Origin of the sequence: Eubacterium sp. An3, from assembly GCF_002159465.1 — a bacterium.
In the GTDB taxonomy this organism is placed as follows: Bacteria; Bacillota; Clostridia; order Lachnospirales; family Lachnospiraceae; genus Anaerobutyricum; species Anaerobutyricum stercoris.
The window spans coordinates 111727-131087 of record NZ_NFIR01000004.1 but is presented as its reverse complement, the minus strand read 5'-3'; the positions used below and the strand labels follow the sequence as shown (position 1 = coordinate 131087).

20 protein-coding genes are annotated in these 19361 nt (G+C 49.3%); 17 read left to right on the top strand and 3 right to left on the bottom strand.

What is annotated here, in order from left to right; translation table 11 throughout:
- The first annotated feature begins 127 nt into the window (after positions 1 to 127).
- The 17 genes from B5F87_RS06150 (at position 128) to B5F87_RS06070 (ending at position 16878) form a co-directional block, all read left to right on the top strand.
- A complete protein-coding gene (locus B5F87_RS06150; RefSeq protein WP_087278332.1) occupies positions 128 to 976 on the top strand; it encodes a Rossmann-like and DUF2520 domain-containing protein in 849 nt (282 codons plus the stop codon).
- A gap of 76 nt (positions 977 to 1052) precedes the next feature.
- Complete coding sequence (gene panB / locus B5F87_RS06145) at positions 1053 to 1880, top strand: 3-methyl-2-oxobutanoate hydroxymethyltransferase (RefSeq protein WP_087278329.1); 828 nt, start codon at positions 1053 to 1055, stop codon at positions 1878 to 1880.
- Positions 1881 to 1889: 9 nt separating this feature from the next.
- Entirely contained in the window at positions 1890 to 2729 is an 840-nt protein-coding gene (gene panC, locus B5F87_RS06140; RefSeq protein WP_087278326.1) for a pantoate--beta-alanine ligase, read from the top strand.
- Positions 2730 to 2867: 138 nt separating this feature from the next.
- Positions 2868 to 3260 (top strand): aspartate 1-decarboxylase, encoded by a 393-nt coding sequence (gene panD, locus B5F87_RS06135; protein ID WP_087278323.1) that lies wholly within the window; start codon positions 2868 to 2870, stop codon positions 3258 to 3260.
- Between the two features lie 50 nt (positions 3261 to 3310).
- Positions 3311 to 4513 carry a bifunctional phosphopantothenoylcysteine decarboxylase/phosphopantothenate--cysteine ligase CoaBC gene (coaBC, locus tag B5F87_RS06130; RefSeq protein ID WP_087278320.1) on the top strand — a complete coding sequence of 401 codons (1203 nt, stop codon included), beginning with the start codon at positions 3311 to 3313 and terminating at the stop codon, positions 4511 to 4513.
- A gap of 211 nt (positions 4514 to 4724) precedes the next feature.
- The gene (locus B5F87_RS06125; RefSeq protein WP_087278317.1) at positions 4725 to 5441 is read left to right on the top strand and encodes a response regulator transcription factor; all 717 of its coding nucleotides are present in this window, start codon (positions 4725 to 4727) and stop codon (positions 5439 to 5441) included.
- 56 nt (positions 5442 to 5497) lie between these two features.
- Entirely contained in the window at positions 5498 to 6211 is a 714-nt protein-coding gene (locus B5F87_RS06120; protein WP_087278314.1) for an RluA family pseudouridine synthase, read from the top strand.
- 177 nt (positions 6212 to 6388) lie between these two features.
- Positions 6389 to 7825: a proline--tRNA ligase gene (gene proS / locus B5F87_RS06115; protein WP_087278595.1), complete on the top strand. Its 1437-nt coding sequence runs from the start codon at positions 6389 to 6391 to the stop codon at positions 7823 to 7825.
- 272 nt (positions 7826 to 8097) lie between these two features.
- On the top strand, positions 8098 to 8409 hold the full coding sequence (locus tag B5F87_RS06110) for a hypothetical protein (protein ID WP_087278312.1): 312 nt from the start codon (positions 8098 to 8100) through the stop codon (positions 8407 to 8409).
- Between the two features lie 3 nt (positions 8410 to 8412).
- Entirely contained in the window at positions 8413 to 9459 is a 1047-nt protein-coding gene (locus B5F87_RS06105) for a V-type ATPase subunit (protein ID WP_087278309.1), read from the top strand.
- Positions 9456 to 11396 carry a V-type ATPase 116kDa subunit family protein gene (locus tag B5F87_RS06100; RefSeq protein WP_087278306.1) on the top strand — a complete coding sequence of 647 codons (1941 nt, stop codon included), beginning with the start codon at positions 9456 to 9458 and terminating at the stop codon, positions 11394 to 11396. The genes B5F87_RS06105 and B5F87_RS06100 overlap by 4 nt, the downstream gene beginning before the upstream one ends.
- Positions 11397 to 11407: 11 nt before the next feature.
- Positions 11408 to 11845: an ATP synthase subunit C gene (locus B5F87_RS06095; protein WP_087278303.1), complete on the top strand. Its 438-nt coding sequence runs from the start codon at positions 11408 to 11410 to the stop codon at positions 11843 to 11845.
- A gap of 189 nt (positions 11846 to 12034) precedes the next feature.
- Positions 12035 to 12343, top strand: a complete 309-nt coding sequence (locus B5F87_RS06090; protein ID WP_087278301.1) for a V-type ATP synthase subunit F — start codon at positions 12035 to 12037, stop codon at positions 12341 to 12343.
- An 89-nt stretch (positions 12344 to 12432) separates the two neighbouring features.
- Positions 12433 to 13020: a V-type ATP synthase subunit E gene (locus tag B5F87_RS06085; RefSeq protein WP_242964282.1), complete on the top strand. Its 588-nt coding sequence runs from the start codon at positions 12433 to 12435 to the stop codon at positions 13018 to 13020.
- A complete protein-coding gene (locus tag B5F87_RS06080) occupies positions 13013 to 14779 on the top strand; it encodes a V-type ATP synthase subunit A (protein ID WP_087278298.1) in 1767 nt (588 codons plus the stop codon). The genes B5F87_RS06085 and B5F87_RS06080 overlap by 8 nt, the downstream gene beginning before the upstream one ends.
- Before the next feature lie 15 nt (positions 14780 to 14794).
- Positions 14795 to 16180, top strand: coding sequence for a V-type ATP synthase subunit B (locus B5F87_RS06075; RefSeq protein ID WP_087278295.1), 1386 nt, complete (start codon positions 14795 to 14797; stop codon positions 16178 to 16180).
- Positions 16181 to 16257: 77 nt separating this feature from the next.
- A complete protein-coding gene (locus B5F87_RS06070; protein ID WP_087278292.1) occupies positions 16258 to 16878 on the top strand; it encodes a V-type ATP synthase subunit D in 621 nt (206 codons plus the stop codon).
- A 117-nt stretch (positions 16879 to 16995) separates the two neighbouring features.
- Here the strand turns inward: B5F87_RS06070 and B5F87_RS21685 are convergent, their stop codons facing one another.
- The 3 genes from B5F87_RS21685 to B5F87_RS06060 all read right to left on the bottom strand — a co-directional run bounded on the left by B5F87_RS21685 (position 16996) and on the right by B5F87_RS06060 (position 19318).
- Entirely contained in the window at positions 16996 to 17571 is a 576-nt protein-coding gene (locus B5F87_RS21685) for an ATP-binding protein (RefSeq protein WP_343215733.1), read from the bottom strand.
- Positions 17572 to 18061: 490 nt separating this feature from the next.
- Complete coding sequence (locus tag B5F87_RS21680; RefSeq protein WP_343215731.1) at positions 18062 to 18385, bottom strand: ATP-binding protein; 324 nt, start codon at positions 18383 to 18385, stop codon at positions 18062 to 18064.
- A 30-nt stretch (positions 18386 to 18415) separates the two neighbouring features.
- A complete protein-coding gene (locus tag B5F87_RS06060; RefSeq protein WP_087278289.1) occupies positions 18416 to 19318 on the bottom strand; it encodes a LysR family transcriptional regulator in 903 nt (300 codons plus the stop codon).
- Positions 19319 to 19361: the final 43 nt, after the last annotated feature.

Here is a 19361-nt window from a genome sequence, read left to right as displayed (position 1 = left end):
AGTGTAAAGGCAGCGTCATGGATGGTATTCGGAAGAAACCATACCGCGTGCAGCACGGATAAATATTGAGCTTATATCCATGGGAATGAGACTCGGAGCGTCACTTTACGAAAGTAAGGTGATAAGAATGCATACAGGAATTATAGGCGCAGGGAAGGTTGGATGTTCCCTCGCCAAATATTTTGTGTTACATGGCCTGAGTTTATCAGGCTTTTTTGATGCCGATAAAAAAGCGGCCAGCACAGCGGCGGACTTTGCCGGAACAGATTTTGAAGAGAAACTTGAAGATTTGGTAAGGAAAAGTGATGCTCTGTTTTTAACAGTCCCGGACGGTCTGATCACCACGGTGTGGAATCAGATCAGGGAACTTCCCATTGAAGGTAAATATATTTGTCATTGCAGCGGTGCTCTGTCTGCGGAGGATGCCTTTCCGGGCATAGCGGACAGAGGAGCCTTCGGATATTCTATCCATCCGCTCTTTGCGGTCAGCGACCGGTTTCATTCGTACAAAGAGCTTTCAGACGCATATTTCACAATTGAAGGAGATAAGCGGCATCTCGAAGAGGTGAAAGACCTTTTTCAGTCTTTCGGGAATCCGGTCCGTCTCATCGAGGCGGAGGATAAGGTCAAATACCATTGTGCCGCGTCCATCTGCAGCAACCAGGTCATTGCCCTGATCCAGGAGAGCCTTGATCTTCTGGGAGACTGTGGCTTTGATGAGGAGAGCGCTCTTGCAGCCCTCCGGCCGCTGATCTCGGGAAATGTAAACAAGGTTCTCGCCAGTGGCTGCGCCGCCAGCCTCACCGGGCCGGTGGAACGAGGCGATGTGCGGACCGTGCAGAAACATCTGGACTGCCTGGACGAGGAAGACAGGAAGCTGTATGCGCTTCTGTCGCGAAAACTGCTCTCCGTGGCTGGCAGGAAAAATCCCGACAGGGATTATGGAGGGCTTGAGGCGCTGCTGCGGGAAATGTGACGGCGGCAGACTGGAAGGAAAAATGCTGCGGCAAGAGCCGGAGACATGCGGAAAAGAATTTGGGAGGTATCAATTCATGAAAAACACAGTGACAACATTTCAGCAGATGAAAGAAAAAGGCGAAAAAATTTCCATGCTGACGGCCTATGATTATTCCACAGCGAAGCTGGTGGACGAGGCCGGTGTGAACTCTATTCTGGTGGGAGATTCTCTGGGAAATGTAATGCTTGGCTATGAGGATACCATCGCTGTGACGGTGGAAGATATGATCCATCACGGCAGGGCGGTGGCAAAAGGGGCGAAAAATGCTTTGGTTGTTGTGGACATGCCGTTCATGTCCTATCAGACTTCGGTCTACGACGCAGTGGTCAATGCGGGACGCATTATGAAAGAAACCCACTGCGGCGCCGTCAAACTGGAGGGAGGCGCGGTGGTCTGCCCGCAGATCAAGGCCATTGTGGACGCGTCCATTCCGGTGTGCGCGCATCTGGGTCTGACGCCGCAGTCCATCAATGCATTCGGCGGCTTCAAGGTACAGGGAAAGACGGTGGAAGCCGCGCAGAAGCTCATTGACGACGCCAAAGCGGTGGAAGCCGCGGGAGCATTCGCGGTGGTGCTGGAGTGTGTGCCGGCCAAGCTTGCCAAGCTGGTTTCCGAGGCAGTCTCCATCCCGACCATCGGCATCGGCGCCGGCAACGGCTGTGACGGACAGGTTCTGGTCTATGCCGACATGCTCGCCATGTTTTCTGATTTCTGTCCGAAGTTTGTGCGCAAGTTTGCCAATGTGGGCGAGATTATGAGCCAGGCGTTTAAAGACTACGACGCCGCGGTCAAGGATGGCTCTTTCCCGGCGGAAGAGCACACCTATAAGATTGATGATGAAGTGATTGAAAAATTATACTAGGAGGAAGTTATGCAGATTGCTTATACAGTGAAAGAAGTGAGGGAACAGGTAAAAGCCTGGAGAAAAGAGGGACTCTCCGTTGGCCTGGTGCCGACCATGGGATATCTTCACGAGGGTCACGCCAGCCTGATAAAAAAGGCAGTGGAAGATAACGACCGGGTGGTGACAAGCATATTTGTGAATCCGACGCAGTTTGCGCCGACAGAAGATCTGGAAGCCTATCCGAGAGATATGGAGAAAGACAGCAAGCTTTGTGAGACCCTGGGTGTGGATTTGATCTTCCATCCGGAACCGGAAGAAATGTACGCACCGGATTTTTGTACCTGGGTGGATATGGATGTTTTATCCAAAACCCTCTGCGGCAAAAGCCGTCCGATACATTTCCGGGGAGTCTGTACCGTGGTGAGCAAGCTGTTTCACATTGTCACACCGGACAGAGCCTACTTTGGACAAAAGGACGCCCAGCAGCTTGCGATCATACGCCGTATGGTCCGCGACCTCAATATGGACATTGAGATCGTAGGATGTCCGATCGTCCGGGAAGAAGACGGACTGGCCAAGAGCTCCAGAAATACATACCTGAACGAAGAAGAAAGAAAAGCAGCGCTGATACTCAGCCAGTCCATCTTCCTCGGACAAAAAATGGTGCAGGAAGGCGAGACTGACGCTGCAAAAATCAAGGCAGCCATGGTGGAGAAAATACAGTCCGAGCCCCTCGCCCGCATCGACTACGTGGAAATCGTGGACGGGCTCTCCATGCAGCCGGTGGACACCGTACAGTCCCCGACCCTCGCGGCCATTGCCGTCTACATCGGAAAAACTAGACTGATAGATAACTTTATTGTATAATGAGCCATGCAGTCAGCGCAAAAGAGGACATGGTCATGCTTGCATGAAACCATGGCCGCTTTTGTGTCTGACTATAGGGCGAATGCCCTAACCGAGATGAGCGGAGCGAATCGAGGTGCATGGCGGAAAGGAATATTCATGCAGATCAATATGTTAAAAGCAAAGATCCATCGCGCCACGGTAACACAGGCGGAACTTGATTACGTGGGCAGTATCACGGTGGATGAAGATTTACTGGATGCCGCCGGAATTTTAGAATATGAAAAAGTACAGATTGTGGATATTAATAATGGAAATCGTTTCGAGACTTACACCATTGCCGGAGAACGGGGCAGCGGGGTCATGTGCTTAAACGGAGCGGCAGCAAGATGCGTCAGCGTTCACGATAAGATTATTCTTATGGCTTATGCGGATATGACGCCGGAAGAGGCCAAAGAGCACAGGCCAACAGTTGTTTTTGTCGATGATAAGAACTCGGTGCATCGCATTACCAGCTATGAGAAACATGGCCGTCTCAGCGATATGGAGTAGGGATATCCGCATGGGAATATAAGACCCTGAAGAAAAGGAATGTGGAGACTATGTTAAAAGGAAAAACAGTTGTATTAGGAGTGACAGGGAGCATCGCCGCCTATAAAATTGCCAATCTGGCAAGTATGCTTGTGAAGGCACATTGTGATGTTCATGTTATTATGACGAAGAACGCAACAAACTTTATCAATCCGATCACATTTGAAACACTGACGAATCATAAATGTCTGGTAGATACCTTTGACCGGAATTTTGAATTTCAGGTGGAACATGTTTCGCTGGCGCAGAAAGCCGATCTGATGATGATCGCGCCTGCCTCCGCCAACGTGATTGGAAAGGTGGCTCACGGCATTGCCGACGATATGCTGACCACGACGATCATGGCCTGTCCCGGAAAGGTGATTTTTTCTCCGGCCATGAATACGCATATGTTTGAGAATCCGATTCTTCAGGATAACCTGGAGACCCTGAGAAGATATGGATATGAGATTGTGGATCCGGCTGTGGGTTATCTTGCCTGCGGAGATACGGGAGCCGGAAAGATGCCGGAGCCGGAGACGCTGTATCAGTACATTTTACGGGAGCTTGCCTGCGAGAAGGATATGAAAGGGCTGCATGTTCTTGTGACTGCGGGACCGACCCAGGAGGCCATTGATCCGGTGCGCTATATCACCAATCATTCTTCCGGCAAGATGGGATACGCCATCGCCAGAGATGCCATGCTCCGGGGAGCGGAGGTGACGCTGGTGTCGGGGCCGGTTGCCCTTCCGGCTGTTCCGTTTGTCCATATGGTTCCGGTGACCACCGCGCAGGATATGTTTGAGGCGGTCAGAGATCATCTGGGGAGTCAGGATATTTTGGTGAAATCTGCGGCTGTGGCTGATTACCGTCCGTCTCAGGTCAGTGAGGAGAAAGTAAAGAAGTCTGACGGTGAAATGAACATTCCGTTGGAGAGAACACAGGACATTCTTGGATATGTGGCTGAGCACCGCCGGGATGACCAGGTCATCTGCGGTTTTTCTATGGAAACTCAGAATATGCTGGAAAATTCCCGGAAAAAACTGAAAAAGAAAAATCTTGATATGATCGCAGCCAATAATCTGAAAGATGCCGGGGCCGGATTTGCCACGGATACTAATCTTATAACGATTATTATGGAAAAGGAAGAGAAACAGCTGCCGTTAATGTCAAAAGACGAGGCGGCTCATGAGCTGCTGACCTGCATTCTGGAGTACCGGAAAGACAGGGTGTAGCGCAGAATTTTATTGTTTTATAAATATACTGATTTAATTTCACAAAAAAATATAGTGATTTCGGAAAATATAGCAAAAAAGTACAATTAATGCGGAAAATGCATAAACAAATTATTAAAATTAGAAGAAAAAAGCAGAATGATATGTTATAATATACTGTGTTGCCGGGAATTGCATGAAAAAATGAAAGCAAGGTGCATGGAGAAATATTATGGAACATATTTTAGTTATCGATAATGATACTTCCGCAACAGAGCTGGAGCGCGATTATCTGGAGATAAATTCCTATAAAGTGACAATTGAAAAAAGCGGTGTATCCGGGTTTCAAAGAGCCTTGCAGGATGATATTAACCTGGTTATCACAGAATTAAATCTGGATGATCTGAATGGATTTGAACTGTGCAGGGAGCTTAGAAGCCGACGCGATATACCGATTATTATTGTTTCGTCAAAAAGCAGCGAGGTTGATAAAGTGCGGGGGCTGGGAGTAGGGGCCGACGATTACGTGACCAAACCTTTTGCTCCCAATGAGCTGATTGCCAGGGTGAAGGCAAACCTGAATCAATATAATCGGCTGGTAAAAAAGAGAAGCCAGAAAAATGATTGTATCGTTCTGGACCAGGTACGAATTGACAGAACAGCGAGACGGGTTACGGTGTGCGGCGAGGAGATTACATTTACCACAAAGGAATTTGATCTGCTCGTCTTTCTGGCGTCCCATCCTAACAGAGTTTTCTCCAAAGAGGAACTTTTCCGGGAAGTATGGGGCATGCATTCCATCGGGGATGTGGCGACAGTGACCGTACATATCAAAAAGATTCGCCAAAAGCTTGAAAAATATGCGGGTGCGGCCAGTTTGATAGAGACGGTGTGGGGAGCCGGATACCGTTTTCAAATGTCCGGGACACTAAAAGTACAGAACTTTTAAAATGTATCAAAGAAGAAAGGAAGCTTCCGCCGAAAAGACAGGAAGCAGGTGACAAGATGCTGGGGAAGAAAAAGATTCCGATTGTATTCGAGGATGACAGCGTTCTGGTATGCGAAAAGCCGGCGGGGATGCCGGTACAGCCGGATACCAGTGGAAATGTAGATGTGGAAACCTATTTGAAGCATTATCTTTTTGAAAAGCAGGAGGGAAATGAAGAACCGTATCTTACAGCCGTACATCGGCTGGACCGTCCGGTGGGAGGTCTGATGGTTTTTGCAAAGACCAGAGAAGCTGCGGCTGAGCTGAGCAGACAGATTCAGGATCATGAATTTGAAAAATGCTATCAGGCTGTGGTCTGCGGCGATCTGCCGGAGGAGTTCGGAACTTTTGAGGATACCCTGCTTCGGGACGGAAAGACCAACACCACCAGGGTAGTCCCGGAAGGAACAAAAGGCGGAAAACATGCGGTGCTGGATTACGAGCTGATCGATCAGATCGAGACTCGCGACGGCATACTGTCCTGGGTGCTGATCATTCTGTATACAGGACGGCATCATCAAATCCGGGTACAGTTCTCTTCCCGTGGCCTTGGTCTATACGGTGATACTAAATACAATCCGAAATTTCAGAATACAAAGAAAAAATATATGCAGCTGGGACTGTATTCCACCAGGCTGGCGTTCCGTCATCCTGTGACCGGCGAAGAGCTTGTATTTAAAACCGAACCGCAGGGGGAGGCGTTTGAAAAAATGGATGTGGAGGCATATTGATGCCTCCTTTTTTGCGCGTGCAGAGTTTGTGTTGACAAAAATCCATGTGTATTCTAAAATAAACCGGTATATTTATGCGATAATCTGACAGATGTTTTAACCATGGTTTCTGCGGTGCGCCCTGCGGCGGCAGTTTCGCAGAGACCAATAAAAGAGAGTGCAGGAAAGGAAAAAATTATGGCCAAAGAAAAGAAGCTTGTGGAAGCAATTACCCCAATGGATGAAGATTTCGCCCAGTGGTATACCGATGTGGTGACTAAGGCGGAGCTGGTGTCCTACTCCAATGTGAAAGGATGTATGATCATCCGTCCTAGAGGCTACGCCATCTGGGAGAATATTCAGAAAGAACTGGACAGAAGATTTAAAGAGACCGGCGTGGAAAATGTATATCTGCCGATGCTGATTCCGGAGAATCTTCTTCAGAAAGAGAAAGACCATGTGGAAGGATTTGCGCCGGAGGTAGCATGGGTAACACAGGGCGGCGAGGAAAAGCTGGCGGAGAGACTCTGTATCCGTCCGACATCCGAGACTCTGTTCTGCGATCATGTGAAAGATATCGTCCATTCCCACAGAGACCTGCCGGTAGTATATAATCAGTGGTGTTCCGTACTTCGCTGGGAAAAGACCACCCGTCCGTTCCTTCGTTCCGCGGAGTTCTTATGGCAGGAAGGACATACTTTCCATGCAACGCCGGAAGAGGCAGAAGAGAGAACCGAGCAGATGCTCAATGTATATGCAGATTTCTGCGAAGAGATTCTGGCAATCCCTCTGGTAAAAGGAAAGAAGACTGACAAAGAAAAGTTTGCCGGCGCAGAGGCTACCTATACCATCGAGGCGCTGATGCACGACGGAAAGGCTCTTCAGTCTGGTACCAGCCACAACTTCGGTTCCGGTTTCGCGGAAGCCTTCGGTATTCAGTATGCCAATAAAGAGAATAAGCTGTCTCCGGTTTATGAGACGTCATGGGGTATGTCCACCCGTATCATCGGCGCCATCATCATGGTACACGGTGATGACAGCGGTCTGGTACTGCCGCCGAGAATTGCACCGGTGCAGACCATGATCATTCCGATTCAGCAGAAGAAAGAAGGTGTGCTTGACAAAGCATTTGAGATCCGCGACATGCTGAAAGGCGACTACTCCGTCAAAGTAGATGATTCCGACAAGTCTCCGGGATGGAAGTTCAGCGAACAGGAGATTCAGGGTATCCCGACCCGTATCGAGATCGGACCGAAGGATATCGAGAAGAATCAGGCGGTGATCGTCCGCCGAGATACCCGCGAGAAGATCGTGGTATCCATCGATGAGCTGCCGGTAAGGCTGGGTGAGGTTCTGGAAGAAATGCAGAAAGATATGTATGACAGAGCCAAAGCGCATCTGGACGCTAACACCCATGTGGCTCATAACTGGGATGAGTTCCAGGATTTCTTAAATACAAAACAGGGCTTTATCCGCGCTATGTGGTGCGGCGACAGAGCCTGCGAGGAAGCCATCAAAGAAGAGACCGGCGCTACTACCCGCTGTATGCCGTTTGAGCAGGAGAAACACGGTGATGTGTGCGTACACTGCGGCAAGCCGGCAAAATGTGAAGTATACTTCGGAAAAGCATATTAATTATTAAACAGAAACAGGAGGTTTTACGCCTCCTGTTTTTTTACAGGAAATTCCGGTGGAACAGCCATAAATTTTCTTAGCCGAATCTTTAGTGATGAAAGAATTTCCTCTGTTGTGATTTCAAAAAGACTGTGCTATACTAACGAAAGTTGGAATATTTTCTTGTCTGAATTTGTTTATTTTTACCTTATATTCACAAAATACTTCTAAATTATATGTGAATAGAATGGGGTATGAAAAAACAAAATATTGTCATAAACAGGAGGGTTGATATGGACTCAATTATCAATAGATTGACAGAGATTGAGGAGACTGCTTCTTCCATTGTGGAACACGCCGAGGAGCAGAAGGCGGTTCTGGACAAAGAATATGACGAAAAACGCAGGCGCTTTGACGAGGAACTGGAAGAGAAGACTCGGGCACGGATTCAGACAATCCAGAGTAAATTGGATAAGGATACCTCAGAGATTCTTGACGGACAAAACGGCGCAGGCGGAAAAGAGATTCAGGCGCTGAAGGAGGACTACGCCGAACGTCATACAGAATATGTCAAAAATATTTTGAAACGGATTACCGAGGTGTAGCTTATGGGAAATTTACTAGCTTACAGCGGGATCGTGACCAAGGCGCGGGCAATGGAAGGGAAGCTGCTGAGCAGTCAGCAGTTTGAGATTATTGCGGGACTTGGAAGTGTGCCGGAAATTGTGGAGTATCTGAAGAAAAATACAGCATATGTGGATGTGCTGGATACCCTGGAGGAAGAGCAGATTCACCGTGGAAATATTGAAAAGGTGCTGATACAGTCGCTGTATCATGATTATACGAAACTGTACCGATTCTGCGGGCAGAAGCAGCGGCGTTTTATGCGTCTGATCATGAAATCCTATGAGATAGATCTGATAAATTACTGTCTGCGGATTGTCATTAATCATTATAAGCAGCCATTCGATCTGGCGTATAAACAGCCATTTTTTGATCGCTATTCACAAATATCCATCGAAAGGCTGATTACATCCCGGACAACAGATGAGCTGGTGGAGAATCTTAGGGACACGGAATATTATGAACCTCTGAAGAAACTCAGGGATTCTCAGAATGTTACTCTCTATGATTACGACCTGACACTGAATCTCTATTACTTTACATCTATATGGAAGGAACAGAGAAAGATACTGAAGAAGGCGGACCGGGAGCTGTTTACCAGAGACTGCGGATCTAAGATCGATCTGCTTAATATGCAGTGGATATACCGGGCAAAAAAGTATTATAATATGAAGCCTGCGGATATTTATCTGCTGCTGATTCCGATTCATTACAAACTGTCTGTGGACAGTATCAAAAATATGGTGGAAGCGCCGGGACTTGATGAGCTGCAGGCTGCGGTGGACAGGACAACTTACGCCCGTCATTACGACTTTCATCAGAACATGACCATAGAGCAGATGTATGCGGATTGTCTGCATTATCTGTACACTGTGGACCGGCGGCGGAATCCTTATTCTATAGCGGCGGTAAATACCTATCTTTTTCTGAAAGAAGAGGAAATCAAGAAACTGACTACTGCCATGGAATGTGTACGGTACAGTCTGACTCCGGGCGAGACGCTGGCATACATTGGAGGTAGAACACAATGATTGTAAAAATGAAATTTGTCAATATATCCGGACCCCGGAACGATATAGACCGGGTGACGGATCTGTATCTGTCCAGATATGAGATACAGCTTGAATCTGCGCTGTCAGAACTCAGGACCGTGGATAATCTGAGGCCTTTTGTAGAGATTAATCCTTATCGTGATGTTTTAAATAAGGCGTCGGAGTTTGTGGGTTATCTGCCGGATGCGGATGAGGTGGAGCCGGATACTTCTCTCGGACTTGACGATATGTTCGCAGTGGTGCGGCAGGCTGGAGAGGATTATCAGTCTCTGCAGGAGAAAAAAGAAAAATTAAAGAAGCGCAGCGAGGAGATTCACGCAAAACAGCGCGTTATCGCTCCGTTCCGTCCGCTGGACTGCAATCTTCATAAGGTGCTGCACTACAAATATATTACCTACCGCTTCGGGCGCATTGCCGTTGAATTTTATCAGAAAATGCAGAAATATCTGATGGATGACCTGGGAGCGATTTTTGTGGAAGGGCAGCGGGACGAAAGCTACGTGTACGGAGCGTATTTTGTTGCGCCGGCGGAAACGCAGAAAGTGGACGCTGTATTCCGGTCTCTCCATTTTGAGAGAATCGAACTCAAGGATGAGTTTGAGGGAACGCCAGAGCAGGCATATCGTTCTCTGGACCGGGAAGACGCGAAGATCGCCGGGGAGCTCAGCGATTTGGATAAGGAGGCAGGGAAAATGCTTGCCGACAGGGCGCCGCAGCTTGTCGCAGCCAAAAATCGTCTGGAAGAACTCTCCAATAACTTTGATGTCCGTAAGCTGGCCGCACGAATGGAAGATAATAAAGAAGATTATTATATTCTCTGCGGCTGGATGGCAGAAGACGATGTGGATAAGTTTGTAAAAGAGATTCAGGATGACGATAAGGTCTTTGTAGTTGTGGAAGATGACCATGATGCGTATTTTGGAGAGCCTCCGACAAAGCTGGAGAATCCGAAGCTTTTCAAACCATTTGAGATGTTTGTGCAGATGTACGGGCTGCCGGCACATAATGAGCTTGATCCGACTCTGTTTGTGGGAATCACATACTCCCTGATCTTCGGTATCATGTTCGGAGATGTGGGACAGGGATTGCTTCTTCTCATCGGAGGAGCGCTTATTTATCACTTTAAGAAAGCTCCGCTGGCAGGAATCATTTCCACAGCCGGTTTCTTTTCAACGATTTTTGGTTTTGTGTTCGGAAGTGTGTTTGGGTTTGAAAATGTACTGGAACCCCTTTGGATACGGCCTATTGACAATATGACGACTCTGCCGTTTCTGGGAAAGCTAAATACGGTCTTTGTAGTTGCGGTGGCTTTTGGAATGTTCCTGATCATTGTTGCCATGGTGCTTCACATCATCAACGCGCTTCGGGACAGAGATATCGGCAGTGCGTGGTTTGATGCCAATGGCGCGGCGGGACTTGTGTTCTATGCGGCGGTTGTCGTTACTATTGTTTTGTTCCTGACCGGCAATCCGCTTCCTGCGGGTATCGTTATGGCGGTGATGTTTGGCGTGCCTCTTCTTCTGATTTTGTTTAAGGAGCCGCTGACCAGGCTTATACGGAAGCAGAGCGGAAAGATGGAGGAGAGCAAGGCGATGTTTCTGGTGGAAGGTTTTTTTGAAATGTTTGAGACATTGCTCAGCTACTTTTCCAATACGATTTCCTTTATCCGTATTGGAGCCTTTGCAGTCAGCCACGCGGCCATCATGGAAGTGGTGCTGCAGCTGGCCGGAGCGGAGAGTGGAAATCCGAACTGGATCGGCGTGATACTCGGCAACCTTTTTGTATGCGGATTTGAGGGGCTCATCGTCGGTATACAGGTGCTTCGACTGGAATATTATGAAATGTTCAGCCGTTTTTATAAAGGCAGCGGACATGCCTTTACTCCATATACGAAAAAGAAAACCAATAAAAAGTAGGAGGTCCTATCATGACAGTAATAACCAAGATTCTTTTAATGGCAGCATTAATTTTAAGTATTATTCTTCCGTTTTGTTATTTTTATCTGGGAGAGAAATGTAAAAAACGTTATAAAAAGACACTGGGCGTCAACACCGTATTTTTCTTCGGCACATTGCTCGTTGCCATCGTGGTGATGTTCAGCGGTCAGAATGTGGAAGCAGCCGAGACAGCCGCAGCGTCGGCATCCGGCATCGCCACAGGACTTGGCTATCTGGCGGCAGCCCTTGTAACCGGTCTGTCCTGTATCGGCGGCGGTATCGCCGTGGCCAGCGCGGCCAGCGCCGCACTGGGAGCGTTAAGTGAAGATTCCAGTATTCTTGGTAAGTCGCTGATCTTCGTAGGTCTGGCAGAGGGTGTCTGCCTGTATGGATTGATCATCTCCTTCATGATTCTTGGAAACCTGTAACACCAGGCTCCAGAAAGTCAGGCTTTCACGCTAGCGTGAAGAAGCATGGCTTTGGGAGCCGCCACCACATGAGCATGGAGCACGATAGTGTGGGAATGCGAATGTGGGAAGGATTGCGAGAGCGCAGTGCGCGGAGCAATCCGTGGTGTTACCGTATACAGGAGTGGGAACGCGAAGGAGGCGATATCCATGAAAATGTATCTCATCAGTGATAACGTGGATACCTATACGGGGATGCGCCTGGCCGGGGTGGACGGCGTGGTCGTCCACGAGAGAGAGGAACTTAGGGAAGAACTGGAGAAGGTTCTGAAAGATAAAAGTATTGGTATCGTGCTGCTGACGGAGAAGTTCGGCAGGGAGTTTCCGGATATCATCGATACCTTCCGGCTGGAGCGGAAGATGCCCCTGCTGGTGGAGATACCGGACCGGCACGGAACCGGCAGGCAGAAGGATTTTATCACTTCCTATATCACAGAGGCCATCGGGCTCAAGCTGTGATGGGAGCAGACAGGTAAGCACTGGTCATTGTTCATGCGGTGACCGGTAACAATCACTGTACATTTTATGACATAAAGGAGGGATTCCTCTTGACTTTAGAAGAAAAAATCACGCACCTGCAGAGCTCGTCCATGGAGCAGGCCCGGGCGGAGGGCAATGCCATCATTGACTCTCACCGGGAGAGACTGGAGAAGGAGCTGGCGGATCACAAGACAGAATCCATGCACCAGTCCAAGCTTCGGATTATGGAGGAGAAGACCAGGGCGAAGCTGGAGCTGAATCAGGCGAGAGCGAAGTTTCAGCTGGAGCAGAAGCGCATCCGCGGCAAGGTGCAGCAGGAGCTTAAGGATAAGATTTTTGACGAGGCAAAGCAGCTGGTCAGAGAGTATATGAAGACAGAAGCGTATGACGAATTTCTTGTGAAATGTATCAGGCAGGCCGAGGAGTACGCCGGCGATGACCTGGTTATCATATATATCAACGGGTCCGATGAGGCGAAGCGGGAAGAGCTGGAAGAATTGACCGGCGTTTCGCTGACCGTCAGTGAGGAGGACTTCATCGGCGGGGTGCGCGCGGTGATTTCAAGCCGCAACATTCTCATCGACCATTCCTTCCGGACACAGCTTCGGGATGAGTATGAGAAGTTTTTGTTTTTAGGAGGTGACGGCGTTGCTTAAAACCGGAAAGATTTATGGAATTAACGGCCCTGTCGTCTATCTGAAAGGTAATACAGGATTTCGTATGGCGGAGATGGTCTATGTCGGCAGACAGAAGCTGGTGGGCGAGGTCATTGCTCTCGATAAGGATAGAACCACCGTGCAGGTGTACGAAGAGACTACGGGCCTGCGTCCGGGAGAAGAAGTGGTGGCAAGCGGCAGCGCCGTTTCCGTTACCCTTGCCCCCGGGATTCTCAACAACATTTTTGATGGTATCGAACGGCCGCTGGAGCGGATCGCAGAGTCGGCAGGAGCATTTATTACCCGCGGAGTCAGTGTAGACTCTCTGGATCGCCAGAAAAAATGGAAAGCGCATATTACGGTTGAAAAAGGACAATATCTCCATGGCGGGGATATTATTGCAGAGGTTCCGGAAACCCGGGCTATCATTCATAAATGTATGATTCCTCCCGATGTGGAAGGAACGGTCGTGGAGACAGTGCCGGACGGGACTTACACCATTGATGAGCCCCTTGTGGTGCTGAAGCTCTCTGACGGGACGGAAAGGAAGCTGACCATGACGCAGCACTGGCCGATCCGGACAGCGAGACCCTGCCATCACCGGTTCCCGGTTTCTGTGCCTCTGGTCACAGGACAGCGTATCATCGATACGATGTTTCCCATCGCGAAGGGCGGAACGGCGGCTATTCCGGGAGGTTTCGGAACGGGTAAGACCATGACGCAGCACCAGATCGCCAAATGGGCGGATGCGGATATCATAATCTATATCGGATGCGGAGAGCGAGGCAATGAGATGACGCAGGTTCTGGAGGAGTTCAGTGAACTGATGGATCCCAGAAGCGGACAGCCGCTCATGGACCGGACGACACTCATTGCTAATACTTCCAATATGCCGGTGGCAGCCAGGGAGGCCAGCATATACACGGGACTGACCTTGGCTGAATATTACCGGGATATGGGCTACGATGTGGCCATCATGGCGGATTCCACTTCCCGCTGGGCGGAAGCGCTCCGTGAGTTGTCCGGCCGTCTGGAAGAGATGCCGGCAGAGGAAGGTTTTCCGGCGTATCTGGCTTCTCGTCTGTCAGCCTTTTATGAGAGAGCCGGCATGATGCATAACCTCAACGGAACTAACGGTTCCGTCACCATCATCGGCGCGGTTTCCCCGCAGGGCGGAGACTTTTCCGAGCCAGTCACTCAGAATACAAAGCGCTTTGTTCGATGTTTCTGGGGACTGGATAAGAGCCTTGCCTACGCGAGACATTTTCCGGCTATTCACTGGCTTACCAGTTACAGCGAGTATCTGGGCGATTTAAGCCCGTGGTACAGAGACAATGTTTCCCCGCAGTTTGTGGAATACCGCAACCGCCTCATGGCGCTGCTCAATCAGGAGAGCAGTCTTCTCGAAATCGTCAAGCTCATCGGAAGCGACGTGCTTCCGGATGACCAGAAGCTGGTGCTTGAGATCGCCCGTGTCATCCGGCTGGGATTTTTACAGCAGAATGCCTTTCATCAGGAGGATACCTGCGTATCCATGGAAAAGCAGTTCCTGATGATGGATATCATATTGTATCTTTATAAACTTGCCCGCACCCTTGTGTCCATGGGACACCCGATGTCTGTGCTTAAGGAAGAGAAAATATTTGATAAGATCATTGCCATCAAATATGATGTGCCGAACGACCGACTGGAAATGTTTGCGCAGTACCGCCGGGATATCGATGCATTTTATCAGAGGGTGCTGGAGAAAAACGCATAAGGAGGGACCGGAAATATGTCAATTGAATATTTAGGCCTGAGCAGCGTTAATGGCCCTCTGGTTGTTCTGGAAGGCGTACAGGACGCCTTCTTTGATGAGATCGTGGAGTTCGTCATAGACGGCTCCGAGAGAAAAATAGGACGTATCGTGGAGCTGTATGAAGATAAGGCGGTCATCCAGGTGTTTGAGGGTACGGAGAGCATGTCGCTTATGAACACCCACACGAAGCTGACCGGACATCCCATGGAAATCGCCCTGTCCCCGGATATGCTGGGACGGACCTTCAACGGGATCGGTCAGCCCATTGATGATCTGGGTCCTATCGTATCGACATTGAAACGGGACGTCAACGGCCTGCCGTTAAATCCGGTCTGCCGTGAGTACCCGAGAAACTATATTCACACCGGAATCTCCGCCATCGACGGATTGACAACGCTGATCCGCGGACAGAAGCTGCCGATTTTCTCCGGCAACGGTCTGCCACATGATCAACTGGCCGCCCAGATCGTAAAACAGGCGTCTCTGGGCGAGGACTCTGATGAGGAGTTTGCCATCGTTTTTGCCGCCATGGGCGTCAAGCATGACGTGGCGGACTTCTTCCGGCATACCTTTGAGGAGAGCGGCGTGGCCGACCACGTGGCCATGTTCCTGAATCTGGCCAACGATCCGGTGGTGGAGCGTCTCATCACTCCGAAGGTGGCGCTGACCGTGGCGGAATATCTGGCCTTTGAGCAGCATATGCATATACTTGTTATTCTGACGGATATGACTTCCTTTGCTGAGGCCATGCGTGAGGTATCCTCCTCCAAGGGAGAAATCCCGAGCCGGAAAGGTTTTCCGGGTTATCTTTACAGCGAGCTGGCGGCCATCTATGAGCGTGCAGGTATCGTGCGGGGAGTGGAAGGCTCTGTGACGCAGCTGCCGATTCTCACCATGCCCAACGATGATATCACCCATCCGATTCCCGACCTGACCGGATATATCACCGAGGGACAGATCGTTCTGGATCGTCCGCTGAATGGCCAGTCCATTTACCCTCCTATCAATATCCTGCCGTCGCTGTCCCGTCTCATGAAGGACGGCATCGGAGAGGGGTATACAAGAGAAGATCATCAGGATCTTTCCAATCAGCTTTTCTCCGCCTACGCAAAGGTGGGCGACGCCAGAAATCTGGCCTCCGTCATCGGCGAAGATGAGTTGTCGCCGATTGATAAGAAATATCTGGAATTCGGAAAGGAATTTGAGGAAAGATATATCGGCCAGGGGCCGGAAGAAAACCGGACCATGGAAGAGACCCTGAATCTCGGCTGGGAGCTCCTCGGCAAGCTGCCGCGGGAGGAGCTGGACCGGGTGGACACCAGGCTGCTTGATAAATATTATAAGCCGGCTCCGGAGGAGTGATATTTTTTGGAGCCGGAAGAATCCGGGCGAGATGAACACAAGATGCAACCCGGAAAATAAAAGGGAGGAGGTGTTTTATGGACCCACGTACATTTCCCACTAAAGGAAATCTGATGCTGGCGAAGAATTCGCTGGCTCTTGCCAGGCAGGGATATGATCTGATGGACCGGAAGAGGAACATTCTCATCCGGGAGCTGATGGATCTGATCGACGAGGCCCGGAGCATCCAGGAGGAGATTGACAGTACATTTACCTATGCGTATCAGTGTCTCCAGCGGGCCAACATCGAAAACGGAATCAGCACCGTGGAGCAGCTTGCCTACACAGTGCCCATCGAAAACTCCATCACCATTCAGGTGAGAAGCATCATGGGAACAGAGATTCCCCATGTGAAATACACGCCCGACGCCGGAAAGCCGACCTACGCTTTCAGTACGACCCACGAGTCCATCGACATCGCCAGGGAGGCCTTCAGCCGGGTGAAAGACCTGACCGTAAAGCTGTCCATGGTGGAGAATGCCGCTTACCGCCTGGCCAGCAATATCAAAAAGACCCAGAAGCGCGCCAACGCGCTGCAAAATATCACCATCCCCATGTACACGTCTCTGGTATATACCATCACCAATGCCCTGGAAGAAAAAGACAGGGAGGAATTTACGAGACTGAAAGTTATCAAACGGATGAAGATGAAGGAATAAGAATAAATAAAAATGCCCGCTGTCGGCTGTGTGCTGACAGCGGGCATTGTATTGTGCGATACGCCGGAGGATGGCCGCCGTGTTTGCACGGGCGGACACCTGACAAAAAAGTTCTTTTTAGTGGAACTCTTTATTTTTCTCCGGAGGCTCTGTGAATTTGTATTTACCTTTTCCACGACCTCTGACAGGTTCAATTAAGCCGGTTTTTTTTAGCTTTTTGATTAATTCTCCTGCGGGAGAAACCGTAATTCCAACAATCTGTGATATATCTGTGCGTCCGAATATTTGTTCAAAGCCGACGACACTAAATAATAGCATCGCTTTTGTTTTTGTCGCCTTATTGACATTTAGTGCGTTGACCCGTCCTTTAACGGCCTGTTTTTTCTGCCAATCGCCTGTTTCTGATATATCAATCGCCTGATTTTGGGACGAAACACCTGATTTTTCAGCTGTTTGCCTATAATTTAAATTATATAAGGTGACTTGAAATGAGGTAACATCAGAATAGAATTCAGGTTCTAATCCCTCACGGTAGTTGTGGGCGGTGTGGAAAGCCTCTGTGATTTTTCTGAATCCGCTGCCTTGTCGTTCCATGTATCCCAGGCGGGCAAAAATATCCGCTAAAACAGGATTACGTCGTGTGGAAGAAATAGTGGATATATCCCGCTCCTGTATTCTTGTGCCGTCTGCCATGCCGCCCGGAGAATAGATGGTAAGACGATCATCGTAAATATCAATATGGACTTCGCTGCCCAGGATCAAATAATCACGATGGATTAAAGCGTTTACGAGAGACTCAAAAATACTACGCTCACAATAGTCTGGCATCTCAATCCGGGAATCGGCAGTTTTCTTCCAGAGGGTTTTCATATTCCGCTTTACAAAGCTGATACCTTCATTGAGCAAGATAATTAAACTGCCGGAATATTCTGCACTGTCCAGAGCATCGATTACTACGCCACCTTTGTTCAGTCCGTTCCAGCGCGTACAGAATAATCTGGAATGTCTGATGGGAGAATCGTCGGCAAGCAAGGCGCCTGCATTGGTCAGCTTTCCGTGGTTGTCTCTTATATCGAAAGAATCAAATAGTTTATCATCCATGCTGTTGCCGGTCCATACTTTGTATCTTTCCCGCAGCTTAGAAAATGAGTAGTCTTTAAAGTCATATTCTGATGCAAGTGTATCATAAGTTCGGTTCATACCCTTTAGAACAAGTTGGTTTAAAATATAATTGGGAGCGATTACACTTTCGTTGCCGATACGGATATATGCTTCTGTTACACCGTCGGCTTTGTAGTAGTATGGTGTACTGTGTCCTGCGAAAACGGTGAGTACAAGAATCGGCCAATCCAATAACATTTCTATCATTATCAATACCAAAAATCAGCGTACCTCCTATGCCGTTGGCAAAGGCACTTACACTCTTAAGCCAGCTTTTTGGTTTTCTTACTTCCAGAGCTACTTTAAAATCACATTCCGTTGCTTCTGCGATCCATTTTTCAATCATTGCCAGCTTCCTCCTCTCTGGGATGGTCTTTTATTTAAACCTTTCCTGCTGAAACATCTCCTGCAGTGTCTGTATAAACTTATCGGCGGCCCGGGAAAAGACCGGATACTTCTTCCAGACCAGAAAGGCGGTGGCTTCCAGGCGCGGGGAGAGGGGACGGAAGCAGAGATTGCTGTCGCCGCTGGTGTTGATGAGCTTGTCCAGGCAGATGGCGTAGCCCATGCCCTCGTCCACCAGAAGGGAAGCGTTGAAGATCAGGTTGTAGGTGGCTGCCACGTGCGGCCGGGAAATGTCCTGCTTCATCCAGAGAGACAGCTCGCTGCTCTGATTTTCCTGCTCCGAGAGAATCAGAGGCTTGTCCCACAGATCTTCCGGAGTGACAGATTCCTTTTCGGCCAGAGGGGAATCTTTCCGCATCAGCACACCCCACACATCCGGAATCGGAATCCGCATGGAATCGTATTTGCTCCCATCCACAGAATCATAAAGAATCCCAAAATCAATGAGCCCCTTATCAAGCTGCTCCATGACAAATGTCGCGTTTCCGCTGGAAATGTGATAATGGATATCCGGGTATTTTTTCCGGAGCGACTGCGCCGCCCGGGCCAGCAGCCGCACGATGTCGGTCTCGCCGGAACCGATATACACATCGCCCGCCACCACCTCATCGGAAAGAGCAATCTCATTTTCCGTCATGTGAACCAGCTCAAGAATCTCCTCCGCCCGCTTGCGAAGCAGCATTCCTTCCTCGGTCAGAAGCACCTTGCGGGAGCCTTTGGTGCCGCGGATCAGCAGCTGTTTGCCAAGCTCCTGTTCAAGATGTTTCAGCTGTGTGGAGAGAGTGGGCTGAGAGAGGTGCAGCGACTGCGCCGCGCTGGAGATGCTCTGTTCCCTGGCCACAGCCAGAAAATATTGTAATACACGAAGTTCCAAGGGGATGCCTCCTTTCGGGGTGGGAATGGGTATGAAATGATTT